Annotated in this window: 26 protein-coding genes; 7 read left to right on the top strand and 19 right to left on the bottom strand. The window is 68.1% G+C overall.

The window, feature by feature from the left end; genetic code table 11:
• Positions 1–61: 61 nt before the first annotated feature.
• Positions 62–748: a two-component system response regulator MtrA gene (gene mtrA / locus ACLBYA_RS15675; protein ID WP_447710334.1), complete on the bottom strand. Its 687-nt coding sequence runs from the start codon at positions 746–748 to the stop codon at positions 62–64.
• Positions 749–881: 133 nt separating this feature from the next.
• Between mtrA and ACLBYA_RS15670 the strand changes: the two genes are divergently transcribed.
• Both ACLBYA_RS15670 and surE read left to right on the top strand, forming a co-directional pair.
• Positions 882–1835 (top strand): 1-phosphofructokinase family hexose kinase, encoded by a 954-nt coding sequence (locus tag ACLBYA_RS15670; protein WP_447710333.1) that lies wholly within the window; start codon positions 882–884, stop codon positions 1833–1835.
• Between the two features lie 30 nt (positions 1836–1865).
• On the top strand, positions 1866–2672 hold the full coding sequence (gene surE / locus ACLBYA_RS15665; protein WP_447710332.1) for a 5'/3'-nucleotidase SurE: 807 nt from the start codon (positions 1866–1868) through the stop codon (positions 2670–2672).
• Here surE and ACLBYA_RS15660 read toward each other — a convergent pair.
• The 5 genes from ACLBYA_RS15660 to ahcY form a co-directional block, all read right to left on the bottom strand.
• On the bottom strand, positions 2647–3279 hold the full coding sequence (locus ACLBYA_RS15660) for a dTMP kinase (protein WP_447710331.1): 633 nt from the start codon (positions 3277–3279) through the stop codon (positions 2647–2649). The genes surE and ACLBYA_RS15660 overlap by 26 nt on opposite strands.
• A 21-nt stretch (positions 3280–3300) precedes the next feature.
• Entirely contained in the window at positions 3301–4122 is an 822-nt protein-coding gene (locus ACLBYA_RS15655) for a tetratricopeptide repeat protein (protein ID WP_447710330.1), read from the bottom strand.
• A 67-nt stretch (positions 4123–4189) separates the two neighbouring features.
• The gene (locus ACLBYA_RS15650) at positions 4190–5467 is read right to left on the bottom strand and encodes a lipase family protein (RefSeq protein ID WP_447710409.1); all 1278 of its coding nucleotides are present in this window, start codon (positions 5465–5467) and stop codon (positions 4190–4192) included.
• Positions 5468–5654: 187 nt separating this feature from the next.
• Positions 5655–6107 (bottom strand): hypothetical protein, encoded by a 453-nt coding sequence (locus ACLBYA_RS15645; protein ID WP_447710329.1) that lies wholly within the window; start codon positions 6105–6107, stop codon positions 5655–5657.
• Positions 6108–6111: 4 nt separating this feature from the next.
• Positions 6112–7569 (bottom strand): adenosylhomocysteinase, encoded by a 1458-nt coding sequence (gene ahcY / locus ACLBYA_RS15640; RefSeq protein ID WP_447710328.1) that lies wholly within the window; start codon positions 7567–7569, stop codon positions 6112–6114.
• Positions 7570–7793: 224 nt separating this feature from the next.
• Between ahcY and ACLBYA_RS15635 the strand changes: the two genes are divergently transcribed.
• Positions 7794–8396 carry a phosphatase PAP2 family protein gene (locus ACLBYA_RS15635; RefSeq protein ID WP_447710327.1) on the top strand — a complete coding sequence of 201 codons (603 nt, stop codon included), beginning with the start codon at positions 7794–7796 and terminating at the stop codon, positions 8394–8396.
• Here the strand turns inward: ACLBYA_RS15635 and alkX are convergent.
• The 8 genes from alkX to ACLBYA_RS15595 form a co-directional block, all read right to left on the bottom strand.
• A complete protein-coding gene (gene alkX, locus ACLBYA_RS15630) occupies positions 8383–9006 on the bottom strand; it encodes a TetR family transcriptional regulator AlkX (protein WP_447710326.1) in 624 nt (207 codons plus the stop codon). The two genes, ACLBYA_RS15635 and alkX, sit on opposite strands and share 14 nt — an antisense overlap.
• Positions 9007–9068: 62 nt before the next feature.
• A complete protein-coding gene (locus ACLBYA_RS15625; protein WP_447710325.1) occupies positions 9069–9251 on the bottom strand; it encodes a rubredoxin in 183 nt (60 codons plus the stop codon).
• The gene (locus ACLBYA_RS15620) at positions 9248–9421 is read right to left on the bottom strand and encodes a rubredoxin (protein ID WP_447710324.1); all 174 of its coding nucleotides are present in this window, start codon (positions 9419–9421) and stop codon (positions 9248–9250) included. The genes ACLBYA_RS15625 and ACLBYA_RS15620 overlap by 4 nt, the downstream gene beginning before the upstream one ends.
• On the bottom strand, positions 9418–10644 hold the full coding sequence (locus tag ACLBYA_RS15615; protein WP_447710323.1) for an alkane 1-monooxygenase: 1227 nt from the start codon (positions 10642–10644) through the stop codon (positions 9418–9420). The genes ACLBYA_RS15620 and ACLBYA_RS15615 overlap by 4 nt, the downstream gene beginning before the upstream one ends.
• A gap of 354 nt (positions 10645–10998) precedes the next feature.
• Positions 10999–12225, bottom strand: a complete 1227-nt coding sequence (gene manA, locus ACLBYA_RS15610; RefSeq protein ID WP_447710322.1) for a mannose-6-phosphate isomerase, class I — start codon at positions 12223–12225, stop codon at positions 10999–11001.
• A gap of 4 nt (positions 12226–12229) precedes the next feature.
• On the bottom strand, positions 12230–13300 hold the full coding sequence (locus ACLBYA_RS15605; RefSeq protein ID WP_447710321.1) for a TobH protein: 1071 nt from the start codon (positions 13298–13300) through the stop codon (positions 12230–12232).
• A complete protein-coding gene (locus tag ACLBYA_RS15600; protein ID WP_447710320.1) occupies positions 13297–14706 on the bottom strand; it encodes a phosphomannomutase/phosphoglucomutase in 1410 nt (469 codons plus the stop codon). Before ACLBYA_RS15600 ends, ACLBYA_RS15605 begins: the two co-directional genes overlap by 4 nt.
• Before the next feature lie 135 nt (positions 14707–14841).
• Positions 14842–15276: a DUF3499 domain-containing protein gene (locus ACLBYA_RS15595; RefSeq protein ID WP_447710319.1), complete on the bottom strand. Its 435-nt coding sequence runs from the start codon at positions 15274–15276 to the stop codon at positions 14842–14844.
• Positions 15277–15427: 151 nt separating this feature from the next.
• Between ACLBYA_RS15595 and ACLBYA_RS15590 the strand changes: the two genes are divergently transcribed.
• Positions 15428–15850 carry a metallopeptidase family protein gene (locus tag ACLBYA_RS15590; protein ID WP_447710408.1) on the top strand — a complete coding sequence of 141 codons (423 nt, stop codon included), beginning with the start codon at positions 15428–15430 and terminating at the stop codon, positions 15848–15850.
• A gap of 20 nt (positions 15851–15870) precedes the next feature.
• On the opposite strand, the gene ACLBYA_RS15585 is transcribed toward ACLBYA_RS15590, so the two are convergent.
• On the bottom strand, positions 15871–16137 hold the full coding sequence (locus tag ACLBYA_RS15585) for a WhiB family transcriptional regulator (protein ID WP_447710407.1): 267 nt from the start codon (positions 16135–16137) through the stop codon (positions 15871–15873).
• A gap of 468 nt (positions 16138–16605) precedes the next feature.
• Between ACLBYA_RS15585 and cofD the strand changes: the two genes are divergently transcribed.
• From cofD to ACLBYA_RS15570, 3 genes are read left to right on the top strand one after another with little or no spacing between them, the layout of a single operon-like run.
• Entirely contained in the window at positions 16606–17607 is a 1002-nt protein-coding gene (gene cofD, locus ACLBYA_RS15580) for a 2-phospho-L-lactate transferase (RefSeq protein WP_447710318.1), read from the top strand.
• Complete coding sequence (locus ACLBYA_RS15575) at positions 17604–18944, top strand: coenzyme F420-0:L-glutamate ligase (protein WP_447710317.1); 1341 nt, start codon at positions 17604–17606, stop codon at positions 18942–18944. Before cofD ends, ACLBYA_RS15575 begins: the two co-directional genes overlap by 4 nt.
• Positions 18941–19495, top strand: coding sequence for an NUDIX hydrolase (locus ACLBYA_RS15570; protein WP_447710316.1), 555 nt, complete (start codon positions 18941–18943; stop codon positions 19493–19495). The genes ACLBYA_RS15575 and ACLBYA_RS15570 overlap by 4 nt, the downstream gene beginning before the upstream one ends.
• On the opposite strand, the gene ACLBYA_RS15565 is transcribed toward ACLBYA_RS15570, so the two are convergent.
• The 4 genes from ACLBYA_RS15565 to ACLBYA_RS15550 are packed head-to-tail and all read right to left on the bottom strand — an operon-like array spanning position 19477 to position 23391.
• Entirely contained in the window at positions 19477–20556 is a 1080-nt protein-coding gene (locus tag ACLBYA_RS15565; RefSeq protein ID WP_447710315.1) for a sugar phosphate nucleotidyltransferase, read from the bottom strand. The two genes, ACLBYA_RS15570 and ACLBYA_RS15565, sit on opposite strands and share 19 nt — an antisense overlap.
• 3 nt (positions 20557–20559) lie before the next feature.
• Positions 20560–21435 (bottom strand): glycosyltransferase family 2 protein, encoded by an 876-nt coding sequence (locus tag ACLBYA_RS15560; protein WP_447710314.1) that lies wholly within the window; start codon positions 21433–21435, stop codon positions 20560–20562.
• Between the two features lie 40 nt (positions 21436–21475).
• Complete coding sequence (gene rfbD, locus ACLBYA_RS15555) at positions 21476–22333, bottom strand: dTDP-4-dehydrorhamnose reductase (protein ID WP_447710313.1); 858 nt, start codon at positions 22331–22333, stop codon at positions 21476–21478.
• A gap of 5 nt (positions 22334–22338) precedes the next feature.
• Positions 22339–23391, bottom strand: a complete 1053-nt coding sequence (locus ACLBYA_RS15550) for a hypothetical protein (RefSeq protein WP_447710312.1) — start codon at positions 23389–23391, stop codon at positions 22339–22341.
• Between the last annotated feature and the right edge of the window lie 39 nt (positions 23392–23430).

The raw sequence follows: 23430 nt of genomic DNA, 5'->3' as shown, positions 1-23430 counted from the left end.
TGCTGCCGTCCCCCGAGCGGGGCGGCCAGCGGTCCGGTCACGACGACGGCGAGCCGACCGATCACGGCGGTCCGGCCTTGTATCCCACTCCTCGAACGGTCAACACCACCTGCGGGTTCTCCGGGTCGGTCTCCACCTTGGCCCGCAACCGCTGGACGTGCACGTTCACCAAACGGGTGTCGGCGGGATGCCGGTAGCCCCACACCTGTTCGAGCAGCACATCACGAGTAAACACCTGCCGAGGTTTCCGGGCCAGCGCCACCAACAGGTCGAACTCCAACGGCGTCAACGAGATCTGCTCACCGTGCCGGGTGACCTTGTGGGCGGGCACGTCGATGTCGATGTCGTGGATGGACAGCATCTCGGCCGGCTCGTCATCGTTGCGACGCAGCCGGGCGCGCACCCGCGCCACCAGTTCCTTGGGCTTGAACGGCTTCATCACGTAGTCGTCGGCGCCGGACTCCAGGCCCAGCACCACGTCGACGGTGTCGGTCTTGGCGGTCAGCATGACGATCGGCACGCCCGAGTCCGACCGCAGCACCCGGCACACGTCGATCCCGTTCATGCCGGGCAGCATGAGATCGAGCAGGACCAGATCGGGGCGCAGCTCACGCACGGCGGTGAGCGCCTGGCTGCCGTCACCGATGACGGCGGTGTCAAAACCCTCGTTGCGAAGCACGATGGTGAGCATCTCGGCCAGTGACGGGTCGTCGTCGACGACCAGGATCCGTTGCCTCATGGTGACCATGGTGTCACCACAGGGCGATAAAACCCGGGTGCCACGCGGAGTCGTCCCTGTTGGTCAGCGGATCGGTTCGAGGATCGCGCGGGAGATCTCGGCGTCGGCATCGGGCCGCCCGCGAATGGGTACACCGTCTTCCATGACCAAGAAGGCCAACCCCTCCGCGGGCTCCCCCGACACCGTCGTCATCTTCGCCCCGCTACCGGTGTTGACGGTCACCGTCGAAGACCGCGCCGGTGAGGACGACGTTCACGTCCACGCCGGCGGCCAGGGCGTCTGGCAGTCCCGGATGCTGTCCTCGCTCGGGGTGCCGGTGGTGCTGTGCTGCGCGGTCGGCGGCGAGACCGGTGACGTCCTGAGCCACCTGCTGCCCGCCGCCGGTATCGAGGTGAAGACCGTGCCGGTCAGTTCGCGCAACGGCGCCTATGTACACGACCGTCGCAAGGGCGAGCGCGACATCCTCGCCGAGGCCGCCGGCAACGCGCTGGATCGCCACGAGTTGGACGCGCTCTACGAGCTCACGCTGACCGAGGGACTGACCCACGGTCGGATCCTGCTGTCCGGCCCGCAGGAGGACCGGGCGCTGCCCGCCGATCTGTACCGGCGACTGTCCTCGGATCTGGGCGCCAACGGGTGCAACGTGGCAGCCGACTTGTCCGGGGAACGACTCGAAGCGGTGCTGGCCGGCAGCCCGCAGCTGATCAAGGTCAGCCACGAAGAACTGCTCGACGACGGGCGGGCACCCTCCGACGATGCCGGCGATCTGGTGAAAGCCATGCACACACTGCGCGAGGAGGGTGCCGATACCGTCGTGGTGTCGCGCTCCGGGTCGGCGCCCGCGCTGGCCCTGCTCGAGGACGACGTTCTCGAAATCTGTATGCCGAGCCTGGAACCGGCCGATCCGGCCGGCGCCGGGGACTCCATGACGGCCGGGATGGTCGCCGCGCTGGCCGCCGGCGACACCCCACGCCGGGCGCTGCAGATCGGCGCGGCGTGCGGCGCCCTCAACGTGGTGCGGCACGGGCTGGGCACCGGCGGCGCGAGGGCGGTGCAGACACTGGCCGAACGGGTCGAGTTGAAGGCGTGGAAATGACCTACCACGAAAATGACGGAGGGACAACGGATGCCACGCGCCCTGGTGACCAATGACGACGGGATCGACTCCCCCGGACTGCGCGCCCTCGCCGCGGCGGCGTGCGCGGCCGGGTTCGAGGTGATCGTCGCCGCCCCGGCCGAACAGGCCAGCGGTGCCAGTGCCGCCCTGAGCGCAGTGCGCCGCGACGGTCGTACCGTCATCGAGCCGCGCACGCTGCCCGGCCTCGACCGTGTACCGGCCTGGGCCGTGCACGCGCAGCCCGGGCATATCGTGGCCGCCGCGTTGGGCGGCTGGCTCGACCCGCTGCCCCATGTGGTGCTGTCCGGGATCAACCACGGCGCGAACATCGGTCGGGCGGTGCTGCATTCGGGCACGGTGGGTGCCGCGCTCACTGCGCAGATCAACGATATCCGCGCCCTGGCGGTATCGCTCGATGTCGCGCTGCACCCCACCGGCGAGCGCCATTGGACCACCGCGGCCGGGTTGGTGGGGCCAGCGTTGCAACTGCTCGGTGAGGCGCCCGCCGGCACCGTGCTGTCTCTCAACGTCCCCGACCGTCCGGTAGACGAGGTCGCACCGTTGCGCCATGCCCGACTGGCCCGCGGCGGCACCGTCCGGACACGCGTGGACGAGATCGGCGACGGCGGTCTGCGACTGGCCGAGGTGGAGGTGGCCGATCCGCGCGAAGAGGGCACCGACAGCGCGCTGCTCGCCGCGGGACATCCCACGCTGACATCGCTGCGCGCACCTGCGGACGCTGCCGACGACCTGGTGCAGGCGTGGCTGGCGGCCGGACCGACCGGGCGTTCTAGCGCGACCCCATACCCCGGGTGAGCTGTGTCGGGTCGGCATCCGGGCCCACCACGACCCACTCGCCGGCCCAGTTCGCCGCGGCCAGTGCGGCGTACGCATCGGCGGTCCGCTCCTGCAGCCCGCGGTCACGCTCGTAGGCGTCGCGCGCCCGGCCGGCCTCCTGAACGGCCCGTGAGCGGGCGCGTTGATCGGCAAGCTCCACCGAGACATTGAGCAGCAGTTGGTAATCCGGCCTGGGCAAGCCGAATCGGTCGAACTCCAGCTCGTACACCCAGCGCACGACGTCACCGTCGATGTCCTGACCCAGCCGGGCCGCACTGTAGGCCGCGTTGGAGGCGACGTAACGGTCCAGGATCACCACATCGCGGGTTCCGGTCAGGCGTTCGATATCCGCGGCGGCACCGGCCCGGTCCAAGGCGAACAGCGTCGCCATCGCATACACCGAGTCGGCCAGATCGCCGTGCCCACCGTGCAGCGCCTCGGCGACCAGGTCCGCATGCACCGACGCACCGTAGCGGGGGAACGCCAGCGTCGTCACCGTTTTGCCGTCGGCCTCGAACGCGGCGCGCAGTCCTTCGGTCAGTGTCCGCTTACCGGCCCCGTCGAGGCCCTCGATCACGATGAGCACGCGGCGAGCGTAGCCGACGCGCTATCCGCCGAACACCCAGCCGAGCACGGTCAAGGTCACCAGGCCCAACAGCAGCAGCGGACCGGCGACTGCGACCGCCGGTCCCACCGCGGCGGCGACCGACGCGAGCAGAACCGCGAAAGACACGAACCCCAGCCGCAGCCCGAGGACCGGCTTGTGCCGCAGTACCGCACGCAGCCAAGACGCCCGGACCTCGCGCGCCACCCAGATCAGCGCGACGATCAGCGGCACCGTCAGCACCACCGCGAAAACCCTTGCCGTATACGTGGATTGCCCATTCTCGCGCAGCGCGGCCATGACGATCAGGGCAACCGCCGGGAACACCACCGCCGCCGTGGCCAGGCGCAGCACGCGGGTCAGTGCCAGCACGATGTTGCCCAGCGCCGTCGACCCCAGCGCCGGATCGAGTTGTACCGACCGCGTCAGGCCACGCAGCGCCGCGGTGTTGGTGCCCCAGCGCAGCCTGCTGACCGCCAGATTGTGGGTGGCCAAACCGTGGTTCGGATTGATCTGCAGGGCCCGCAGGTAATCCGGCTCGGCGGCACGGACTCCGGCCAGCACCTGCTGCAGATCGCCGCGCAGCACCCAGCCGTCCGCCGATCCCGGGTGCAGCCGCAGCGCGGCGTCGATGACCGGCAGCGCCTCGCGTTCGCGACCGGATTCGCGTAACAGACTGGCGTAGGTGTATTGCGCCAGGGGCGAATCGGGATGCGCGCCGGCCGTCTGCCAGGCGAAGGTCAACGCCTCGGCGGCACGGCCCTGCTCGTACAGCGCCAGGGCGTACGATCCCCGGGCCGCGATGTCATCGGACGGCGTTGTCAATGCTGTTCCCCCTCCCGGGTTTACCGTAGTTCACCCGGAAGATCGGTCAGCACACCAATCGCCGGTGTCAGTACCGGCCGCAGTTCGGGTGCGTCGGCAGGCCGTTGAACCGGTCGGCGATCCACTGCAGGGCCGGTTCGCCGTCCACCGCCATCGGCAGCGCATGGTTGATCACCAGCTTGTTGAAGATCGGCGGGCCTTCGTTGGTCCGGAACTCGACATCGCTGCCCTTGGCACACCAGTCCTTGCCCAATTGCACCACCGGCGCGTACGGCACCAACGGGTCGTAACGGTTGCTGTTGAGCAGCACGGGCGCATTGGGTTTCAGCGTGCCGAGCTTCTGCAGGTCGAAGATGCCCCGGAACTGCGGGTCGGTCAACAACTCCGGGATCGGATGATTGAAGTAGGGCTGCAGGTGCCGGAACATGAACTTGGTGACCGACTCACCGACACACTGATCACGGGTCTTGTCGACGAAGTCCATGCCGCGCGGGGTGAGCAGCGCACGGATCTTTGGTGCGGCCTCCGGGTAGGACTGCATGACGCTGTTGAGCGCGTAGCCGATCACCCCGACCAGCGCGCTGCCGTCGGCGTACGGGATCAGGTCGACCAGATCGGCCGGCGGCGCGCCGGCGTAGGTGCCGACGATGTCGAGTTCCGGCGCGTAGGCGTCGGCCAGTTCGGCGGCCGAGGCCGACGCCCCGCCGCCCTGCGAATAGCCCCAGAACGCCACCGGCCCATCGGGTGTCAGCGAAGTGCCGGGCAGTTTGCGGGCCGCCCGCGCCGCGTCGAGCATGGCGTGCCCCTGGGAGAGCCGGTTGACGTAGGTGTGCGTGACACCGATGGTGCCCAGACCCTCGTAATCGGTCATCACGACCGCGAACCCACGGTTGACCATGGTGTTCACGAACCCGGATTCGTAGTTGACCATGATGTCCAGGTACGGCGACCAGTGGATGCCCTGGTTGAACTGGCGCGACGGTGCGCACTGATCACCCTGACCCTGAGTGCCGGGACCGAACACGATCAGTGGCCGCGGCCCCTGCCCCGGCCAAGCGTTGAACGGCTCGAAGTAGGTACCGGTCACCACATTCGGATTCCCGCGGCCATCGGTGCTGCGGTACATGACGCGGGTGCCGGTGGCGTTGATCCGGCCGACCTGACCGGAGGGCTCGATCACCAATCGGGACGGTTCGGAGCGCACCAACTCCCCCGGCGGAACCTCAGGCAACGGATTCGGTGGTGTGTAGAACTCGGTGTACTCGTCCTCGTTGTAGTACGGATACCAGTCGTCGGCATGCACCAAACCAGTTGCGAGACAACTGATGACGAATCCGAAAGACATCACGACACACAGCGCCCCGGCCCGAATCACTACCGGACAGTAACAAACGGGTAGCCGAATGGCTACGGATTCATCACGTATCGTTCAGGCGCCGAGTTGTAATGCTCCGCTTCGGAATTTGCCGGCACCGCGCCACACCCGACTCGGCGACCATACACCAGTTACCCCGGTGTCAAGCCGGCGCGGATCAGTCGACGCTGGTGGCCTGCAGGACGAGCGTGGCACTGCCGCGGTCCAGGAACGCATAAGTACTGGTGACATCGGTCGAGAATCCGGCATCAAGAAGTTCGCCGGACAGGAACGGCCCGATCGGCACCTCGGGTTGCAGTTCCGCGGCGACGTGCGGCACACGTCCGCTCTCGGTGGGGGTGAACTGGGCGACAAGGGCATCGACGATGACCGGGGCCAACCGGACGACGGCATCGGTCCAGCGCGCCCCGGACGGGTCCGCGGCCTGCACCCAGACGACGGATTGCGGGATACCGATCGCCGGAATGGTCGCCGTCAGCCCGGCGACGTCGTGACGAACCTCGAGCGCGGGCGGTGCCTCGGGTTCCTGTGCACCCCCCGAACAGCCAGTCGCCGCGACGGCGCAGAGGGCCGTCGCGGCGACTGTTGTAGCGATATGGGTGAAGCGCACCGGCTCAGTAGCGGTAGTGCTCCGGCTTGTACGGACCTTCGACGTCGACGCCGATGTACTCGGCCTGATCCTTGGACAGCTTGGTCAGCGTGCCACCGAGGGCCTCGACGTGGATCTTGGCGACCTTCTCGTCGAGGTGCTTGGCCAGGCGGTAGACCTCGTTGTCGTACTCGTCGTTCTTGGTCCACAGCTCGATCTGCGCGATGACCTGGTTGGAGAAGCTGTTGCTCATCACGAACGACGGGTGGCCGGTCGCGTTGCCCAGGTTGAGCAGTCGACCCTCGGACAGCACGATGATCGCCTTGCCCGAGTCACCGAAGGTCCACTCGTCGACCTGCGGCTTGATGTTGAGGCGTACCGCACCGGAGCGCTCCAGAGCGGCCATGTCGATCTCGTTGTCGAAGTGGCCGATGTTGCCCAGGATCGAGTGATCCTTCATCGCCCGCATGTGATCGAGGGTGATGATGTCCTTGTTGCCGGTCGAGGTGATGACGATGTCGGCATCGCCGATAGCCTGCTCGACGGTCACCACGTCATAGCCGTCCATCAGCGCCTGCAGCGCGTTGATCGGGTCGATCTCGGTGACCTGGACACGGGCACCCTGGCCGGCCAGCGACTCGGCGCAGCCCTTGCCCACATCGCCGTAGCCGCAGATCAGCACCTTCTTGCCGCCGATGAGGGCGTCGGTGCCGCGGTTGATGCCGTCGACCAGCGAGTGCCGGGTGCCGTACTTGTTGTCGAACTTGCTCTTGGTGACCGAGTCGTTGACGTTGATGGCCGGGAAGGCCAGCTCACCGGCAGCGGCGAACTGATACAGGCGCAGCACGCCGGTGGTGGTCTCCTCGGTGACACCCTGGACCGACTCGGCGATCTTGGTCCACTTGTCCTTGCTCTGCTCGTAGCCCTTGCGGACGAGCTCCAGGAACACCTTCCACTCGGCCGAGTCGTTCTCCTCGGCGGGCGGCACGACGCCGGCCTTCTCCCACTGCGCACCGCGCAGCACGAGCATGGTGGCGTCGCCACCGTCGTCGAGGATCATGTTGGCCGGCTCACCCGGCCAGGTCAGCATCTGTTCGGCGGCCCACCAGTACTCCTCCAGCGTCTCGCCCTTCCAGGCGAAGACCGGGGTGCCCTTGGGCTCCTCCTCGGTGCCGTTGGGGCCGACGACGATCGCGGCGGCGGCGTGGTCCTGGGTGGAGAAGATGTTGCAGGACGCCCAGCGGACCTCGGCGCCGAGCGCCGTCAGGGTCTCGATCAGCACAGCGGTCTGCACGGTCATGTGCAGCGAGCCGGAGATTCGCGCGCCCTTGAGCGGCTGCACGTCGTGGTACTCACGGCGAAGCTCCATCAGGCCGGGCATCTCGTGCTCGGCGAGACGGATCTCCTTGCGACCGAAATCGGCCAGCGAGAGGTCGGCGACCTTGTAATCGATGCCGTTGCGGACATCGGCGGTCAGAGTCATGAAACAGAGCCCCTTTGTAGTCAGTCGTTCATCATCACTGAAGGCACGCCTGCGCAGTTGCGGCGCAGGTCATGCCGAAACCCGTAGCCTGCGGGCTCGCGGGACAGGCGCTCCACCGTCGGGGAAGTTGCTCTGCCAGCTACGGGGTATCGCCCTATACGGTAGCCCAAGGTCACGTTCACCGACCTCGTCCCCCACGACAGGCAGGGTTTTCCGGCACCGCCATGGACCGCCCCGATCGACGCACCCTCGCCCTCGGTACCACCCTGCTGACCTGCGCCGTCATCCTCGGTTGGGCGATCAGCGCACGCGGTAACCATCCGCTGGCCGGTGATACCGCGTGGAACCGATACCTGGCCGAGCATGTCGCCGGCCGGTGGCTCGATGTGCTCGCCGCGACGACCGATGTCAGCGGTGGTTTCATCGGCGGCATCGTCATGGTGGTGGTGTGCGCGGCGGCACTGCTGGCGGCCGGTCGACGCCGTGACGCGGGCTATCTGATGGCCGCAGGCACGTTCAGCGTCGTGTGTGTGCAGGTGCTCAAGCATCTGTTCGGCCGGCCCCGGCCCGACGAGATCATCGTGCTGACCGATTTCGGTTCGTTTCCGTCCGGTCATGTTGCCAACGCCGCCACGTTGGCGGTGGCCGCCATGCTGCTGGTACGACGCGCGGCGGTGGTGGTGGCCGGGGCGCTGTGGGTGCTGCTGATGGCGTTCAGTCGCACCTATCTGCACGCGCACTGGGTGTCCGACGTCCTCGGCGGCGCGCTGACCGGGGTGGGGGCCGCCCTGATGGTGGCGGCCATGCTGCGCCCTACGGTTCGATGACGCCGTAGCGCTCGGCGAACGGGGACATCAGCCGGGCCAGGTCGCGGGCCACATCGTGATCGGCCTCCGGCGGCATGGAGACATAACTCATGGCCAGCCGCACGATGGCCCGCGCCAGCACCCCGGCGTCCTCGTCGGTGGCCTTGATCCAGCTGTTCTGGAACGTGATGGTCAGTCGCTGCGAGCAGCGGCTGATGATCGGGCCGCTGTCGGTGGTGATGATCTGCAGCAGATCCGGTTTGGCCTCGCCGTTGAGCAGGGAGATGACCAGCGGATCCGAGGCGGACTCGGCGAAAAAGGCCCGGAACCCCTCCAGGAACGCCTCATACACCTGCCCGACATTGTTGGTGATGGCGGCGTCGACGGCATCGACCAGACGGTCGGCCAGTCGCAGGGCATACCCCTGCGCAAGGCCCTGCCGCGAACCGAATTCGTTGTAGATGGTCTGGCGACTGATTCCGGCGGCGCGGGCCACATCGGTCAGGGTGATCGAGGACCAGTCGGACTCCAGCAGCATCTCGCGCATCCCGTCGAGGATCGAGTCGCGCAGCAGCACCCGCGAGGCCTCGGCATAGGGCACCCGCTGGGCGCCGGGCCGGGGTGCGTTCATAGACGCGACCCTATAACTCCGATGCCGACCTGCGGCGGCCGCGCGCGCCGGCGTGACGGTATTCACCCTCGGGCGATTTCGACCATGTCGAAGTCGGACTTGGCGGCACCGCAGTCCGGGCAACTCCAGTCCTCGGGGATATCGGCCCAGCGGGTGCCGGGGGCAATGCCGTCCTCCGGCCACCCTTTGGCCTCGTCGTACTCGAACCCGCACTGCACACAGACGAAGAGTTTGTAGTCGCTCACAGCGGGGCTCCTATCGGTTCGAAGTCGAGCTTCTCGCGTACCGCGCAGTCCGGGCAGCACCAGTCCTCGGGAATCTCATCCCATGACGTTCCGGCCGGAAATCCTTCGCGCGGTGCGCCTTTGGCCTCGTCGTAGACGTATTCGCAGCCCGGGCAACGGTAGGCGGTCACCGCGTGGCCCCGTAGCGCGCCAGCACCTTGTCACGCATCCGCGGGTGGATGTTGGCGCGGGTGATGTCCCCCTCGTAATGCTCGATCACGCGGTGGTCCATCACTTTTCGCCACAGCGGCGGGAAGTAGGTCAGGCCGATCATCGAGGCGTACCCACTGGGCAGGTTCGGTGCACCGTCCATGCTGCGCAGCGTCTGGTAGCGACGGGTCGGGTTGGCGTGGTGATCGCTGTGCCGCTGCAGGTGATACAGGAACAGGTTGGTGACGATGTGGTCGGAGTTCCAGCTGTGCACCGGGGCGCAGCGCTCATAGCGACCGGACTCGAGCTTCTGTCGTAGCAGGCCGTAGTGCTCCAGATAGTTGACGGTCTCCAACAGGGTGAACCCGTAGATCGCCGAGATCAGCACGTAGGGCAGCACGCCGAGTCCGAAGATCGCCGTGAGCGCGCCCCAGAACACCACCGACATGGCCCAGGCGTTGAGCACGTCATTTGACCAGTGCCACTTGGACTTTCCGGCCCGCTCCAACCGCTTGGCCTCCAGCTCCCAGGATGATTTCAAGCTGCCCCAGACACTGCGCGGCAGGAATTCCCAGAACGTCTCGCCGAAGCGTGCCGAGGCCGGGTCCTCCGGCGTGGCGACGCGCACGTGGTGGCCGCGGTTGTGCTCGATGTAGAAGTGGCCGTACCAGGTCTGGGCGAGGGTTATCTTGGACAGCCAGCGCTCCAGCGAGTCCTTCTTGTGGCCCATCTCGTGGGCGGTGTTGATCCCGACGCCGCCGAGCACACCCACCGACAACGCCAGACCGATCTTGGCCGGCCAGCCCAGGCCACCGTCGAACCCGAGCCAACTCAGATCCGACGCGGTGAACAGGTACGCGCCGAGGATGACGCTGGCGTACTGGCACGGGATGTAGGCGTAAGTGCAGTACCGGTAGTACTTGTCGTTCTCCAACCGTTCCATCACCTCGTCGGGCGGGTTCTGCCCGTCCGGACCGAAGAACCGGTCCAGGATCGGCAGCAGCACGTAGACCAGCAGCGGGCCGATCCAGAACGGGATCTGCGCGGCGATGTGCCAGCCGAGGTTGTTGAAACACCACACCAGCGGCAGCATCACGAACAGCGCCGTCGGGGCGATCAGCCCCATGAGCCAGAGATGGCGCTTGCGGTCCTGCCATTCGGCCGCCGGCGAGTCCGGCACCTGATGGTCGATCTGCGATGTCATGAGCCACACCTCCATGTGAGAGCCATCACCATTGACGTTGACTATAGGCGTTTGTTTGTCGCACGTCTAGACAAATAGTGATGCTTTGTAAAACGCGCACGTCGTGCCGGGTCGCCCTCATATCCGCCGAATCGCGCTGACCCCAGCTTTGACTGAACCCACGTACGTCCCGCGCGTCGCGCGGCCTACGTCACTTCCGCCGAATCGCCCCGACCTCGGCTTCGACTGAACTCACGTACGCAGGCCCCGTCCACGGGCAGGTACGGCCCCCAGCGGGAAGCAAGGGGCGCACGGCTGCGCACACGCAATTGCGCGTGATGCCCGTCCCAGCGCATCGGCGGCGCAAGAAGCCCGTCAGATACCGACGGTCACCCGGAACACCCGGGCGGGTTCGGCGGCCACCAGCCGCACCGGGCCGTCATCGGCGGCGACCCAGGCCGATTCACCGCGGGTCAGCGTCACCACGTCGGTCTTGGAATGCACCGTCACCGTGCCCTCGATGGCCAGCAGGATCTGCGGACCGTCGTGTTCGGCCGGCGCATCGATCTCATGACCGACCTGATCGCCGGTCACCTGCAGCACCGACACCGCGAACTCCGGGGCCGGGGTGTCGTAGACGAGCTCGGCCCCACCGCGGAGGACCCGCGGCAGGATCGGTGCATCGTCGGTGGGCGTGAAATCCAGCACCCGCAGCAACTCGGGCACGTCGACGTGCTTGGGGGTCAACCCACCGCGTAACACGTTGTCGGAGTTGGCCATCACTTCGAAGCCGACCCCGTGCAGGTAGGCGTGCAGGTTCCCGGCCGGCAGGTAGATCGCCTCGCCCGGCGCCAAGGTGATGCGGTTGAGCAGCATCGCCGCCAGCACCCCGGCGTCCCCGGGGTAGCGCTCCCCCAATTCCAGGACGGTCTTCGCCTCGGCCTCGAAAGCCGTTTCGCCGGACCGGATGTAATTGATCGCGCCGTCGAGCACCGCGGGCACCAGCACGTCCAGATCGGGCTGCGGGAAGGTGATCCAGGTGGTGAACAGTGCACGCAGACCGTCGGCGTCGGACTGGTCCTTGAGCAGTGTGATGAACGGGTCCAGGTCCGAGACCGCCAGCGCCCGCATGAATTCCGCGCTGCGCGCCGCGGGCCGGAACCCGGCCAGCGCGTCGAAGGGGCCGAGCGCGATGATGATCTCCGGCTTGTGGCTGCGGTCGCGATAGTTACGCGTAGGCGCCGTGACCGGGATACCGAGGTGGTTCTCCAACTCGAACCCCTGCACGGCCTGCTGCGCGCTGGGGTGAGCCTGCAGCGACAGCGGTTCGTCGGCCGCGAGCACCTTGGCCAGGAACGGCAGACTGTCACCGAACCGGGCGCGCGTCGCACCGCCGAGTTGACCGTCGGGATCGGCGCCGATCACGTCCAGCAGTGAGTGCTCACCGGTGTCGGTGGCCAGATGGGCCGGATCACCGGGATGCGCACCCAACCACAGCTCGGCCTCGGGATTCGCAGTGGGACTGGGCCTTCCGGTGAACTCGGCGATCGCGGTGCGTGACCCCCACGCGTATTTACGGATGGCTCCACGGAGCAGGTTCACGCTGTCAACCTCGCACCAGTCGCAGGTACACGGCAGTCATCTCCAACCGCACCGCCACGGTGGCCAGCTGCTGCTCGGGGCGGCTGCCGGTCACCGGGGTGGCAATATCGGGCACGTCATCGGCACTGACCACGTCCAGATCGGCGAAACCCTCGGTGCGGGCCACCACCACGGGCCGCTGTTCATCGGAGGTCAGCACCACGGTCCGTACCCGCGCAGGCAGCGGACCGTCGAGTTCCTCGTCGTGGAACAGCGCCGTCTCGTAGTCCACCGGGACGGCGTTGATCTGACTCAGTGCGCCGAGGGCATCGGTCAGCCCCACCGCGGCCACCACCTGCCGCGCCACCCGCAGCAACACCGCCGCGCTGTGCTGCGCCAGCGCGAGCGTCGCCGCGGTATCCCCGGCCAGCACCACCTCGCGGCCGGCCAGCCGCTCGGCCAGTGTCTTTGCCGGGTTGGTGAACAGCTCGCGGGTGGCGCTGTTGCGCAGCGCCTCGGCGTCCAGTTCGTCGGCGAGTGCGCCGATATCGACCCGCAGACCGGGGTCGAGCACCGCCAGGATGGCCACCCCGGCGGCCAGGTATCGGGTCAGGCCGAACTCCTCGGGCACCGGAAGCCGCGGTGCCAGCACCGCCGCGCGACCCGCCGTCACCTCGCGCAGCGGCCCCTCGTGTGGTGCCACCACGACGACCCGCGCACCCCGGCGCACCCCGGTCGCCGCGGCCGACACCAGCACCGGATCCCCCGCGTCGGCGCCGGCCACCACCACCACGTCGAGCGCGCCGGTCCACGGTGGCACCTCGGCGGTCACCACGATCGGTACCCCGGTGGCACCGCCCAGTGCACCGGCCAGCATCGAACCGGCCGAGCGGGCCGGACCCGAATCGGCCACCCAGATCAGCGTGCGCGGAACCCCGCCGGCGCGTACCGAATCCAGCGCGCCCTCGTCGACGGCGGCGGCTGTCGCCCGTACCTGGGCGCCGGCCATCGCCGCCGCCCGTAACAACCCGTCCCGGTCGGCAGCCAGCAGACCCTCGACATCGTCGAGGTCGATGGTGGCGGCCCGGGCGGTCATGGTGCCGGCTCGCTCGCCGCCTCGATGAGCGTGGCGATCACGCCGGCCACCTCGTCGACCACCGCGGCGACCTCCTCGCTGGTGCGGGCCTCGACGTTGAGCCGCAGCAGCGGTTCGGTGTTGGAGGTGCGCAGGTTGAACCAGGCGCCGTCCCCGAGGTCGACCGTCACACCGTCGAGGTGATCCAGCGACTGGATACGACTGCCGAAGGTGCTGAGCACCGCGTCGACGGTCGCCGGCGCATCGGTGACGGTGAAGTTGATCTCGCCGGATGCCTCGTAGCGCTGGTAGTCGGCCATCAGTTCGGACAGCGGACGTGCCTGCTCGCCGAGTGCCGCCAGCACGTGCAGCGCGGCCAGCATGCCGGAGTCCGCACCCCAGAAATCGCGGAAGTAATAGTGCGCCGAATGTTCGCCGCCGAAGATCGCCCCGGTGTCAGCCATCAACGCCTTGATGTAGGAGTGCCCGACGCGCGAGCGCACCGCGGTGCCGCCCCGTTCGGTGATCAACTCCGGCACCGCACGCGAGGTGATCAGGTTGTGGATCACCGTCGCACCGATCTCTCGGCCCAGCTCGCGGCCGGCCACCAGAGCGGTCACCGCGGACGGTGACACGGCCAGGCCTTTCTCGTCGACGACGAAGCAGCGGTCGGCGTCACCATCGAAGGCCAGGCCGATATCGGCTCCTGTGTCGAGCACATGCTTCTGCAGATCGACCAGGTTGGCCGGGTCCAGCGGGTTGGCCTCGTGGTTGGGGAACGTCCCGTCGAGCTCGAAGTACAGCGGCAGGATGGTGATGCCCGGTATGGCCTCGAGCACCGCCGGGGTGGTGTGCCCGCCCATCCCGTTGCCGGCGTCGACGGCGACCCGCAACGGCCGCATGGCCGCGAGGTCGACCAGGGAGCGCAGGAATTCGCCGTACTCGGCGAGCACATCCCGGTCGGTGATCGTGCCGGCGGCACCGTCGTATGCCGGGACGCCGTTGATCACCTCCGTAGCGACCGTCGCCAGTCCGGTTTCGCGACCGACCGGTTTGGCCCCGGCCCGGCACAGCTTGATGCCGTTGTAGGCGGCCGGGTTGTGGCTGGCGGTGAACATGGCGCCGGGACAGTCCAGCAGACCGGAGGCGAAGTACAGCTGGTCGGTGGACGCCAGCCCGATGCGCACCACATCGAGGCCCTGCGCGATGACCCCTTCGGCGAACGCATTCGACAGGGCCGGTGAGCTGGCCCGCATATCGTGGCCGATCACGACGGTGTCGACGGTGCCGGCGCCCTCGTCGCGGACCAACCGGGCGAATGCGCCGCCCACATCGCGGACGAAGGCGTCGTCGATCTGCTCTCCGACCAGACCCCGCACGTCGTAGGCCTTGATGACAGCGTGGACAGCCTCAGCGGGCCGAGACATGGCTCTCCTCGCTCTCTGTTGCGACGGGGATTCGGGGGTACTGCTCTGCGAGCCAGCCTAGTAGCTAGCCACCGCCGCCGCCGCAGGTCCCGTCAGGAGCCGGAAGAGGATTTGTGCTTCGCCGTTCGGCCCACGTTATTCGGACGAGGTCTCCGGTGGATCCGGCAGCACCCGCAGATGACCCCGCCGGCGACCGTTGGGCTCGGGCCTGCGGACCGGGGGCGCCATCAGCGAGCCGCCGGGCAGCCCGGTACCGGGGTCGGAGAATCCGGCGGTGACGCCGTTGACCGTGGACGGGAGGCCCTCGCGACCCTCGCGGACGGCGTCGGCGAGGGCGACCAGATCGTCGTCATCGGGGTGGGCGGGCAGTGGGCCGGCGTGGCGCACCAACTCCCACCCCCGCGGGGCGGTGATCCGCCCGGCATGTACGACGCACAGGTCCCAGGAATGCGGCTCGGAGACGGTGGCCAGCGGTCCGACGACCGCTGTCGAGTCCGAGTAGACGAAGGTCAGCGTCGCCACGGCGTAGTGCGGGCAACCTGGCCTGCAGCAGCGACGGGGAACGTTCACGCAGGGAAGATTATCGTGCGGCACCGTCTCGGGCGTCCGGACACGCGCGTGGCGGTGGGCCGATCTCCAACCGTTACCGGTCGATCTGAGAACCGTTACCATCTGTCCCGTGGCGCAGCGCAACCATCGGGGATCCCGCCGCGGACGCGGAATGCGTGGCCCGTTGTTGCCGCAGACGGTGCCGGGTTGGCGCAGTCGCGGCGAGCGTTTCGACATGGCGGTGCTGGAGGCCTACGAGCCGATCGAGCGACGGTGGCACAGTCGGGTGTCGACCCTGGACGTCGCCGTCGATGAGATTCCGCGCATCGCGCCCAAGGATCCGGACAGTGTGCAGTGGCCACCGGAGGTGGTCGCGGACGGACCGATCGCGTTGGCGCGCTTGATACCGGCCGGCGTGGACGTTCGCGGAAACTCCACCAGGGCACGAATTGTGTTGTTCCGCAAGCCCATCGAGCGTCGGGCAAAGGACACCGACGAACTCGCCGAGCTGTTGCATGAGGTGCTGGTGGCCCAGGTGGCCACCTATCTGGGTGTCGACCCGGATGTCATCGACGCGCCACTCAGCGAGGATTGAGACCGACTGACGCGCAGGCGTCAGATGATGCCGCGCTTGAGGCGCCGGCGTTCCCGCTCGGACAGCCCACCCCAGATGCCGAAGCGCTCATCGTTGGCCAGGGCGTACTCCAGGCAGCGGTCGCGCACCTCGCACCCCTGGCAGATGCGCTTGGCCTCGCGGGTCGAGCCGCCCTTCTCGGGGAAGAACGCCTCGGGATCGGTTTGCGCGCACAGTCCGCGCTCCTGCCACTGATCATCGTCGTCGTCTGCGGGCACCGCGGCACCGTCGATACGGTCCGGCACCAGACTCAACTGCGGACGTGCGATCACTTCGTTCGATTCCGGACCGGTAGTGGTGTGCGGTGCACTGCCCACTGAACCGAGCATCCGGTTGTCGAACCGGAGCACGCGGTCGAGATCGACCTGCTCAAAAGACATGTTCCGCCTCCTCACCTATTGGTTGTTCCCTCGGGTGGAGCCCCTGCTGGATCACGAAAACTCAACCCCTCCAGCACTACCCCAGCTATCACTATTGTGATGTCCGGCCATCCCCATTCGAACAAATGATCGAATCCCGGTCTGCGCCACCGAAACCGGCGGGCGAACCTGAAATGACACTGATGTGATTAGACACGCGTTAGCTGTCACGGTCAAGCGGAATGGCCGTTTTTCATACCATCTCGTGACATAGATCCGGCGTGTCCGCGCTCCGGCGTGTTCGCCACACCCGGGCGGCGACGACGAAGAGTGGTGCAGGGCCTAGGGTCTGAGAGCGTGAAGGTCACCGTTCTGGTCGGCGGCGTGGGTGGCGCCCGATTCCTGCTGGGAGTCCAGCATCTTCTGCGCCTGGGCCAGTTTGCCGACTCCTCCATCCAACACGACGGCGCCGGCGAACACGAATTGACAGCTGTCGTCAACGTCGGCGATGACGCCTGGATGTTCGGCGTACGCATCTGCCCGGACCTCGATACCTGCATGTACACCCTCGGCGGCGGTATCGATCCCGAGCGTGGCTGGGGTCACCGCGGCGAAACCTGGCACGCCAAGGAGGAACTCGCCGCCTACGGCGTGCAACCCGACTGGTTCGGCCTGGGTGACCGCGATCTGGCCACCCATCTGGTGCGTACCCAGATGCTGCGGGCCGGGTACCCGCTGTCGCAGGTCACCGAGGCATTGTGTGACCGCTGGAAACCGGGCGCAAGTTTGCTGCCGGCCACCGACGACCGCAGCGAGACCCATGTCGTGATCACCGATCCAGCCGACGGTGACCGTAAGGCCATCCACTTCCAGGAGTGGTGGGTCCGCTACCGCGCGCGAGTCGAGACGCACAGCTTCGCCTTCGTCGGATCCGACAAGGCCACTGCCGCACCGGGTGTGACGGAAGCGATCAATGGTGCCGATGTGGTTTTGATCGCACCGTCCAACCCGGTTGTCAGCATCGGCACGATCCTCACCGTCGGCGGCATCCGCGGCGCTCTGCGTTCCACCGCGGCACCGGTCATCGGCTACTCGCCGATCGTCGCCGGAAAGCCGTTGCGCGGTATGGCCGACGAATGCCTCGCGGTGATCGGCGTCGAATCCTCGTCGGAGGCCGTCGGTCGGCACTTCGGCGCGCGCAGCGGCACCGGCATCCTGGACGGCTGGTTGGTGCACGAGGGTGACACCGCGGAGATCGAGGGCCTCACCGTGGCCCAGGCCCCGCTGCTGATGACCGACCCGGCGGTCACCGCGGAGATGGTGCGCGCCGGTCTGCAATTGGCGGGACTGCAGCTGTGACCGAGCATGGCAGTTCGGCGGCACTGGAAGTCATTCCGGTCACCGGCCTGCCCGAGTTCCGCCCCGGCGACGATGTCGGTGCGGCCATCGCCGCGGCGGCCGACTGGTTGCGTGATGACGATGTGGTGGTCATCACCAGCAAGGTGCTGTCCAAGACCGAAGGCCGCATCGTCGCCGCCCCCACCGACCCTGAGCTTCGGGATGCCCTGCGTCGCAGACTCATCGACGACGAAGCCGTCCGGGTGGTTGCCCGCAAGGGCCGCACGCTGATCACCGAGAACGCCATCGGCCTCGTCCAGGCGGCCGCGGGCGTGGACGGATCCAACGTCGACGCCGCCGAACTCGCGCTGCTGCCGGTCGATCCGGATGGCAGCGCCGCGGCCCTGCGCGCCACGCTGGCGGCACGCCTCGGGGTGCGGGTCGGCATCGTGGTCACCGACACGATGGGACGGGCCTGGCGCAACGGACAGACCGATGTCGCCATCGGTGCGGCCGGCCTGACCGTGCTGCACGGTTACGCCGGCGCCCAGGATGTGCACGGCAACGAACTCATCGTCACCGAGATCGCCGTCGCCGACGAGCTCGCCGCCGCAGCCGATCTGGTCAAGGGCAAGCTGACCGGCATCCCGGTGGCGGTGGTGCGCGGGCTGAGGCTGCACGACGATGGCTCCAACGGCCACACCCTGGTGCGGGCCGGCGATGAGGACCTGTTCTGGCTCGGCACCGCCGAGGCCATCGATCTGGGCCGCCGCCAGGCCCAGCTGCTGCGCCGGTCGGTGCGCCGCTTCGACGCCACGCAGGTGCCCGCCGAGCTGATCGAAGAGGCCGTCGCCGAGGCCCTCACCGCACCCGCCCCGCACCACACCCGCCCGGTGCGATTCGTCTGGGTGCGCGACCCGGCCAACCGCAGCCGACTCCTCGATGCCATGAAGGCACAATGGGAAGCCGATCTGGCCGGCGACGGGCGCACACCCGAGCAGGTCACCAAACGTGTCGGGCGCGGCCAGATCCTCTACGACGCGCCCGAACTCGTCATCCCGTTCATGGTTCCCGATGGCGCGCACAGCTATCCGGATGCGGCCCGCACCGCCGCCGAGCACACCATGTTCACCGTTGCGGCCGGTGCGGCCGTGCAGGGGCTGCTGGTGGCCTTGGCCGTCCGCGAGGTCGGCAGCTGCTGGATCGGCTCCACCATCTTCGCCGCCGGTATCGTGCGCACCGAACTCGACATCCCCGCCGACTGGGAACCGTTGGGCGCCATCGCGATCGGCTACCCGGCCGAGCCGGCCGGTGTCCGCGATCCGGTGCCCACCGACGGACTGTTGCACCTCCGGTGACCCTGCACAGTTCGGTCGTCGACACGCTGACGCGCTGGCAGACAGCCGATCCCGACCAGGACGCGCTGCGGCATGCGGTGCTGGCCTTCGTGCTGGCCCGCCCCGACGCCTGCCGGCGCGCCTGCGAACCGGGTCACATCACCGCCTCGGCACTGGTGCTCGACGACACCGGGACGCGGGCGCTACTGACCCTGCACCCGCGGGTCGGTCGGTGGTTACAGCTCGGCGGGCATTGTGAGGACGGCGATTCCGATATCCTGGCCGCCGCGCTGCGCGAGGCGCAGGAGGAATCCGGTATCGCGGGCCTGCACATCGATCCCGACCTCGTGGCGGTCCATGTGCACCCGCTCACCTGCTCGCTGGGTGTGCCCACCCGGCATCTGGATCTGCAGTTCGTGGTGCGGGCACCGGCCGGCGCCGAGATCGTGCGCAGCGACGAGTCATTGGACCTGCGCTGGTGGCGCCTCGACGCGATGCCACCCGGCGACCCGTCGCTGGACGCACTGGCCGTCGCTGCGCGGGCCCGGATCGCTCAGACGTCGGTGGAGTAGCGGATACCGCCGTCGGGGATCGTCACACCCGGCCATACCCGGGCACCGCGCAGCAGTTCGCAGCGCGCCCCGATATCGGCGCCGTCACCGATCACCCCGTCCCGGATCAACGCCCGCGGACCGATCCGGGCACCGAAGCCGATGATGGACCGCTCGATCACAGCGCCGGCCTCGACGCGTACCCCGTCGAAGATGACCGCACCGTCCAGGCGTGCGCCGGCGCCGATCTCGGCACCGCGGCCGATCACGGTGCCACCGAGCAGCAGTGCCCCCGGCGACACGGCCGCACCGTCGTGGATCAGGAACTCACCGCGCTGATGCTGCAGCGCAGGCGAGGGTGCGATACCGCGCACCAAATCGGCTGAGCCGCGCACAAAATCGTCGGGGGTCCCCATATCGCGCCAGTAGGTGGCGTCGACATAGCCGCACACCTTGCGGTCCTCGGCCAGCAGGTTCGGAAACACCTCGCGCTCCACCGACAGCGCCCGCCCCTTCGGGATCTCGTCGATGACCGAGCGCTGGAACACATAACAACCCGCGTTGATCTGATCGGTCGGCGGGTCCTGGGTCTTCTCCAGGAAGGCCGTCACCCGCTGGTTCTCGTCGGTGGGCACACAACCGAACGCCCGCGGATCGCTGACCCGGACCAGGTGCAGCGTCACATCGGCCTGATGCTGCGAGTGGCAGTTCAGCAGTGCCCCCAGATCGGCACCGGAGAGCACATCGCCGTTGAACACCAGTGTGGTGTCATGGCGCAGCTTGTCGGCCACGTTGGCGATACCGCCACCGGTGCCCAGCGCCTCCTCCTCGACCACGTAGTCGATCTCCAGGCCCAGCTTCGACCCGTCACCGAAGGCGGCTTCGAACACCTCGGCCTTGTAGGAGGTGCCGAGCACCACGTGCCGGATCCCCGAGGCCTCGATACGCGACAACAGGTGCGTCAGGAACGGCAGACCCGCGGTCGGCAACATCGGTTTCGGTGCGGACAACGTCAGCGGACGCAGCCGGGTGCCCTGGCCACCGACCAGGATGACGGCATCGACCTCTGCGGGATTGACCATTGCTCAGTGCCGTCCTTTCGCCTGCTTACGTCGAGAGTTCCGGACCACCACACCGGCACGGGTTGCCAGCGCGCCGGCGATCGACCACCTCAGCGGCGCCTGCCACCACTGCGAATGCCGGTCAGCGAGGAAAGTGTAGGTGCTGCGATGGTGTGCCGCCAGGTTCTTCGCCGGATCGCGACCGGTGGAATGTCCCTTGTCGTGCAGGATCTCGGCGGTCGGCACATAGACGTTCTGCCAGCCCCCGCGGGACAGCCTGTCCCCCAGATCGACATCCTCCATGTACATGAAGTACCGCTCATCGAAACCGTCGATGTGTTCAAAAGCGCTGCGGCGCAACAACAGACATGCACCCGATAACCAACCCACCGGACGCTCGCTGGGTTCCAGCCGCTCCTGCCGGTAGGCCGCCGTCCACGGATTCGATTTCCACACCGGGCCCACCACCGCATGCATGCCGCCGCGGATCAGGCTGGGCTGGTGGCGCGCCGACGGATACACCGTGCCATCGGGATCGCGGATCAACGGCCCCAGCGAGCCCGCGGTCGGCCAGCGTTCGGCGGCCGCCAGCAACTCGTCGATGCTGCCCGGCCCCCATTGCACGTCGGGGTTGGCGACGATGAACCATTCACCGTCGGTGACGTACTTCTGCACGGCCCGGTTGACCGCGGTGCCGTAGCCGAGGTTGCCCCCGGTGCGCAGCAGGACCGCATTCCGATAGCGCTGCTCGGCTTCCTCCGGCGCTCCGTCGGTGGAGCCGTTGTCGGCCATGATCACCGTGACGGGCCGGTCAGTGGCGTGCGCGAGCGAGGCCAGGAAGCGGTCCAGATGCGGGCCCGGTGAGTAGGTCACGGTCACAACCTTGAGTTCGTCAGTCACCGCGCCCAGCCAGTTCGTCGCCCACCGACGTAGATAACCGTCATGCACGCAGTGCCGTCAAGGCGGCACCCAGGCCATCCTGCCAAGACCGCATCGGGCTGTGGGCAGCGTCATAGCGCGCCGTCGACAGCGCGGAGTAGACCGGTCGCGGCGCCGGCCGCGGGTGCGCGTCGGTGCTCACCGGCCGGACGCGCTGCGGGTCGGCGTCGATCCCGGCGAACACCGCGCGGGCCAGTTCATAACGGCTGGCCGGCCCGGTGTTGGCGACGTGCAGCACCGGTGCGGGCACCGGATCGTCGGCGATGGCGAGCAGCGCGGCCACCAGATCGGCCACATACGTCGGCGAGCCGGTCTGGTCGGCGACGACGTCGATAGTGTCCCGCTCGGCGGCCAGCCGGCGCATGGTGCCGACAAAATCCGCACCCGTGCCGGTGTAGACCCAGGCCGTGCGCACCACATGCGCCGACGGCAGCAGCGCATGCACCGCGCGCTCCCCCGCCAGCTTGCTGCGCCCGTACACGCTGAGCGGAGCAGGCGCGTCGTCCACCTCGTACGGCCGGGGTGTGCCGTCAAACCGACCGCTGAACACATAGTCGGTGGAGACGTGGATCAGCCGGGCACCCGCATCGGCACAGGTCCGGGCGACGTTGCCGGCGCCGTCGGCGTTGACCGCGAACGCCCGCGGCTCGTCGGCCTCCGCGATGTCGACCGCCGTCAGCGCCGCACAGTTGACGACGATGTCACCGGCGCCGACGATCCCGCGGCCGGCGTCAGCGGCGGCGATATCCCACTGCGCCGACGAACAGGCGATGAAGTCACGTCCGCGGGCGGTCAGCTCGCCGGCCAGGAACCGGCCGACCTGCCCGCCCGCACCGGTGATGACGATCCGGGCAGGCATCCGAGCTATCCGGCGAGCACTCCGGCGGCGACCTTGGGCTGCCAGTCCGAGGTGAGCAGTGCGCCGTAGTTGGCCTCACGGTCATTGCGGTTGTTGGAGTCCAGGTCACGCACCGCGTGGATGAACGCAGGCCCGGCCCAGCCGACGGCGGCCGCCGCACCCAGCACGTCCACGATCTGCTTGGCCTGCTCCTGCTGGCTCACCCCGTCGCCGGGGATGTCGGAGGTGGAGGCACCCATCTCGGTCAACCAGATCTTCTTGCCACCGTCCCCGTTGGCGACCATCACATCGTGCATGCGCAGCACATCGGACCAGCCGTTGTTGCTGTCGGCGGCCAGGCCACCCGGGAACACGTACGGGTGTGCGGCGGCCGCATCGAACGAACCCTTGGCGCCCGCGGCGTACATCTGCTGCAGGAATCCCGGAGGTGAGTCGGGGCCGTTCAGCGGGCTGAGCCCGGCGGCGACGACCGTGGCACCCGGGTTGGCACCCTTGATCGCCGGATAGGCGGCCTTGAGCATCTGGGTGTAGCGGACGGCCTTGTTGTCGGCGAAGCCCATGAACAGCGGGAGGTTCGGCTCGTTCCAGACCTCCCAGGCATTGATCCTGCCGGCGTAGCGGCTGGCCGCGGCGGCGGCGAAGGCGCCGAAGTCGCCGTAGTTCTTGGGCGGCGAGGACGGGAACAGCAGCTGCGCCCCCTCGGTCCGGGCCCAGAACGGGGTGTTGGAGATCAGGCCGAGGACGCGCAGGCCATTGGCGCTCGCGGCGTTGACCAGGCTGTCGAAGTAGCCCCAGTTGTATTCACCCGGGCCGATGCCGACGATGCCCCAGTCCAGCGGCAGGCGCACCCAGGACGCTCCGGTCTTGGCGACCGCGGCGATCTCGCGTGCCGAATCACCCGGATTGCCCGTCGCCCAGGTGTAGCCCTGGGCGAACCCGTAGCCGTCGGCCGGCGCGGTCACCGCATACGCGGGGGCCGGTGCGACCGTGGTCATCGACGTGACCAACGCAACCAGTACCGCGGCGCGGCCCAGCTTCCTGCCCAGAGTTTTCCGCATAACCGCCAATTTACCGGACCTTTCGTGCACTCATCGTTC

Source organism: Mycobacterium sp. C31M (genome assembly GCF_053345865.1).
This window is presented reverse-complemented; position numbering and strand designations above follow the sequence as displayed.

What these genes read in the sequence shown, in the direction of transcription:
- mtrA (WP_447710334.1), bottom strand. Translation starts at nt 748, where the DNA reads ATGGTCACCATGAGGCAACGGATCCTGGTCGTCGACGACGACCCGTCA.
- ACLBYA_RS15670 (WP_447710333.1), top strand. Translation starts at nt 882, where the DNA reads ATGACCAAGAAGGCCAACCCCTCCGCGGGCTCCCCCGACACCGTCGTC.
- surE (WP_447710332.1), top strand. Translation starts at nt 1,866, where the DNA reads ATGCCACGCGCCCTGGTGACCAATGACGACGGGATCGACTCCCCCGGA.
- ACLBYA_RS15650 (WP_447710409.1), bottom strand. Translation starts at nt 5,467, where the DNA reads ATGTCTTTCGGATTCGTCATCAGTTGTCTCGCAACTGGTTTGGTGCAT.
- ahcY (WP_447710328.1), bottom strand. Translation starts at nt 7,569, where the DNA reads ATGACTCTGACCGCCGATGTCCGCAACGGCATCGATTACAAGGTCGCC.
- ACLBYA_RS15635 (WP_447710327.1), top strand. Translation starts at nt 7,794, where the DNA reads ATGGACCGCCCCGATCGACGCACCCTCGCCCTCGGTACCACCCTGCTG.
- alkX (WP_447710326.1), bottom strand. Translation starts at nt 9,006, where the DNA reads ATGAACGCACCCCGGCCCGGCGCCCAGCGGGTGCCCTATGCCGAGGCC.
- ACLBYA_RS15615 (WP_447710323.1), bottom strand. Translation starts at nt 10,644, where the DNA reads ATGACATCGCAGATCGACCATCAGGTGCCGGACTCGCCGGCGGCCGAA.
- ACLBYA_RS15605 (WP_447710321.1), bottom strand. Translation starts at nt 13,300, where the DNA reads ATGACCGCCCGGGCCGCCACCATCGACCTCGACGATGTCGAGGGTCTG.
- ACLBYA_RS15600 (WP_447710320.1), bottom strand. Translation starts at nt 14,706, where the DNA reads ATGTCTCGGCCCGCTGAGGCTGTCCACGCTGTCATCAAGGCCTACGAC.
- ACLBYA_RS15590 (WP_447710408.1), top strand. Translation starts at nt 15,428, where the DNA reads ATGCGTGGCCCGTTGTTGCCGCAGACGGTGCCGGGTTGGCGCAGTCGC.
- ACLBYA_RS15565 (WP_447710315.1), bottom strand. Translation starts at nt 20,556, where the DNA reads ATGGTCAATCCCGCAGAGGTCGATGCCGTCATCCTGGTCGGTGGCCAG.
- rfbD (WP_447710313.1), bottom strand. Translation starts at nt 22,333, where the DNA reads ATGCCTGCCCGGATCGTCATCACCGGTGCGGGCGGGCAGGTCGGCCGG.
- ACLBYA_RS15550 (WP_447710312.1), bottom strand. Translation starts at nt 23,391, where the DNA reads ATGCGGAAAACTCTGGGCAGGAAGCTGGGCCGCGCCGCGGTACTGGTT.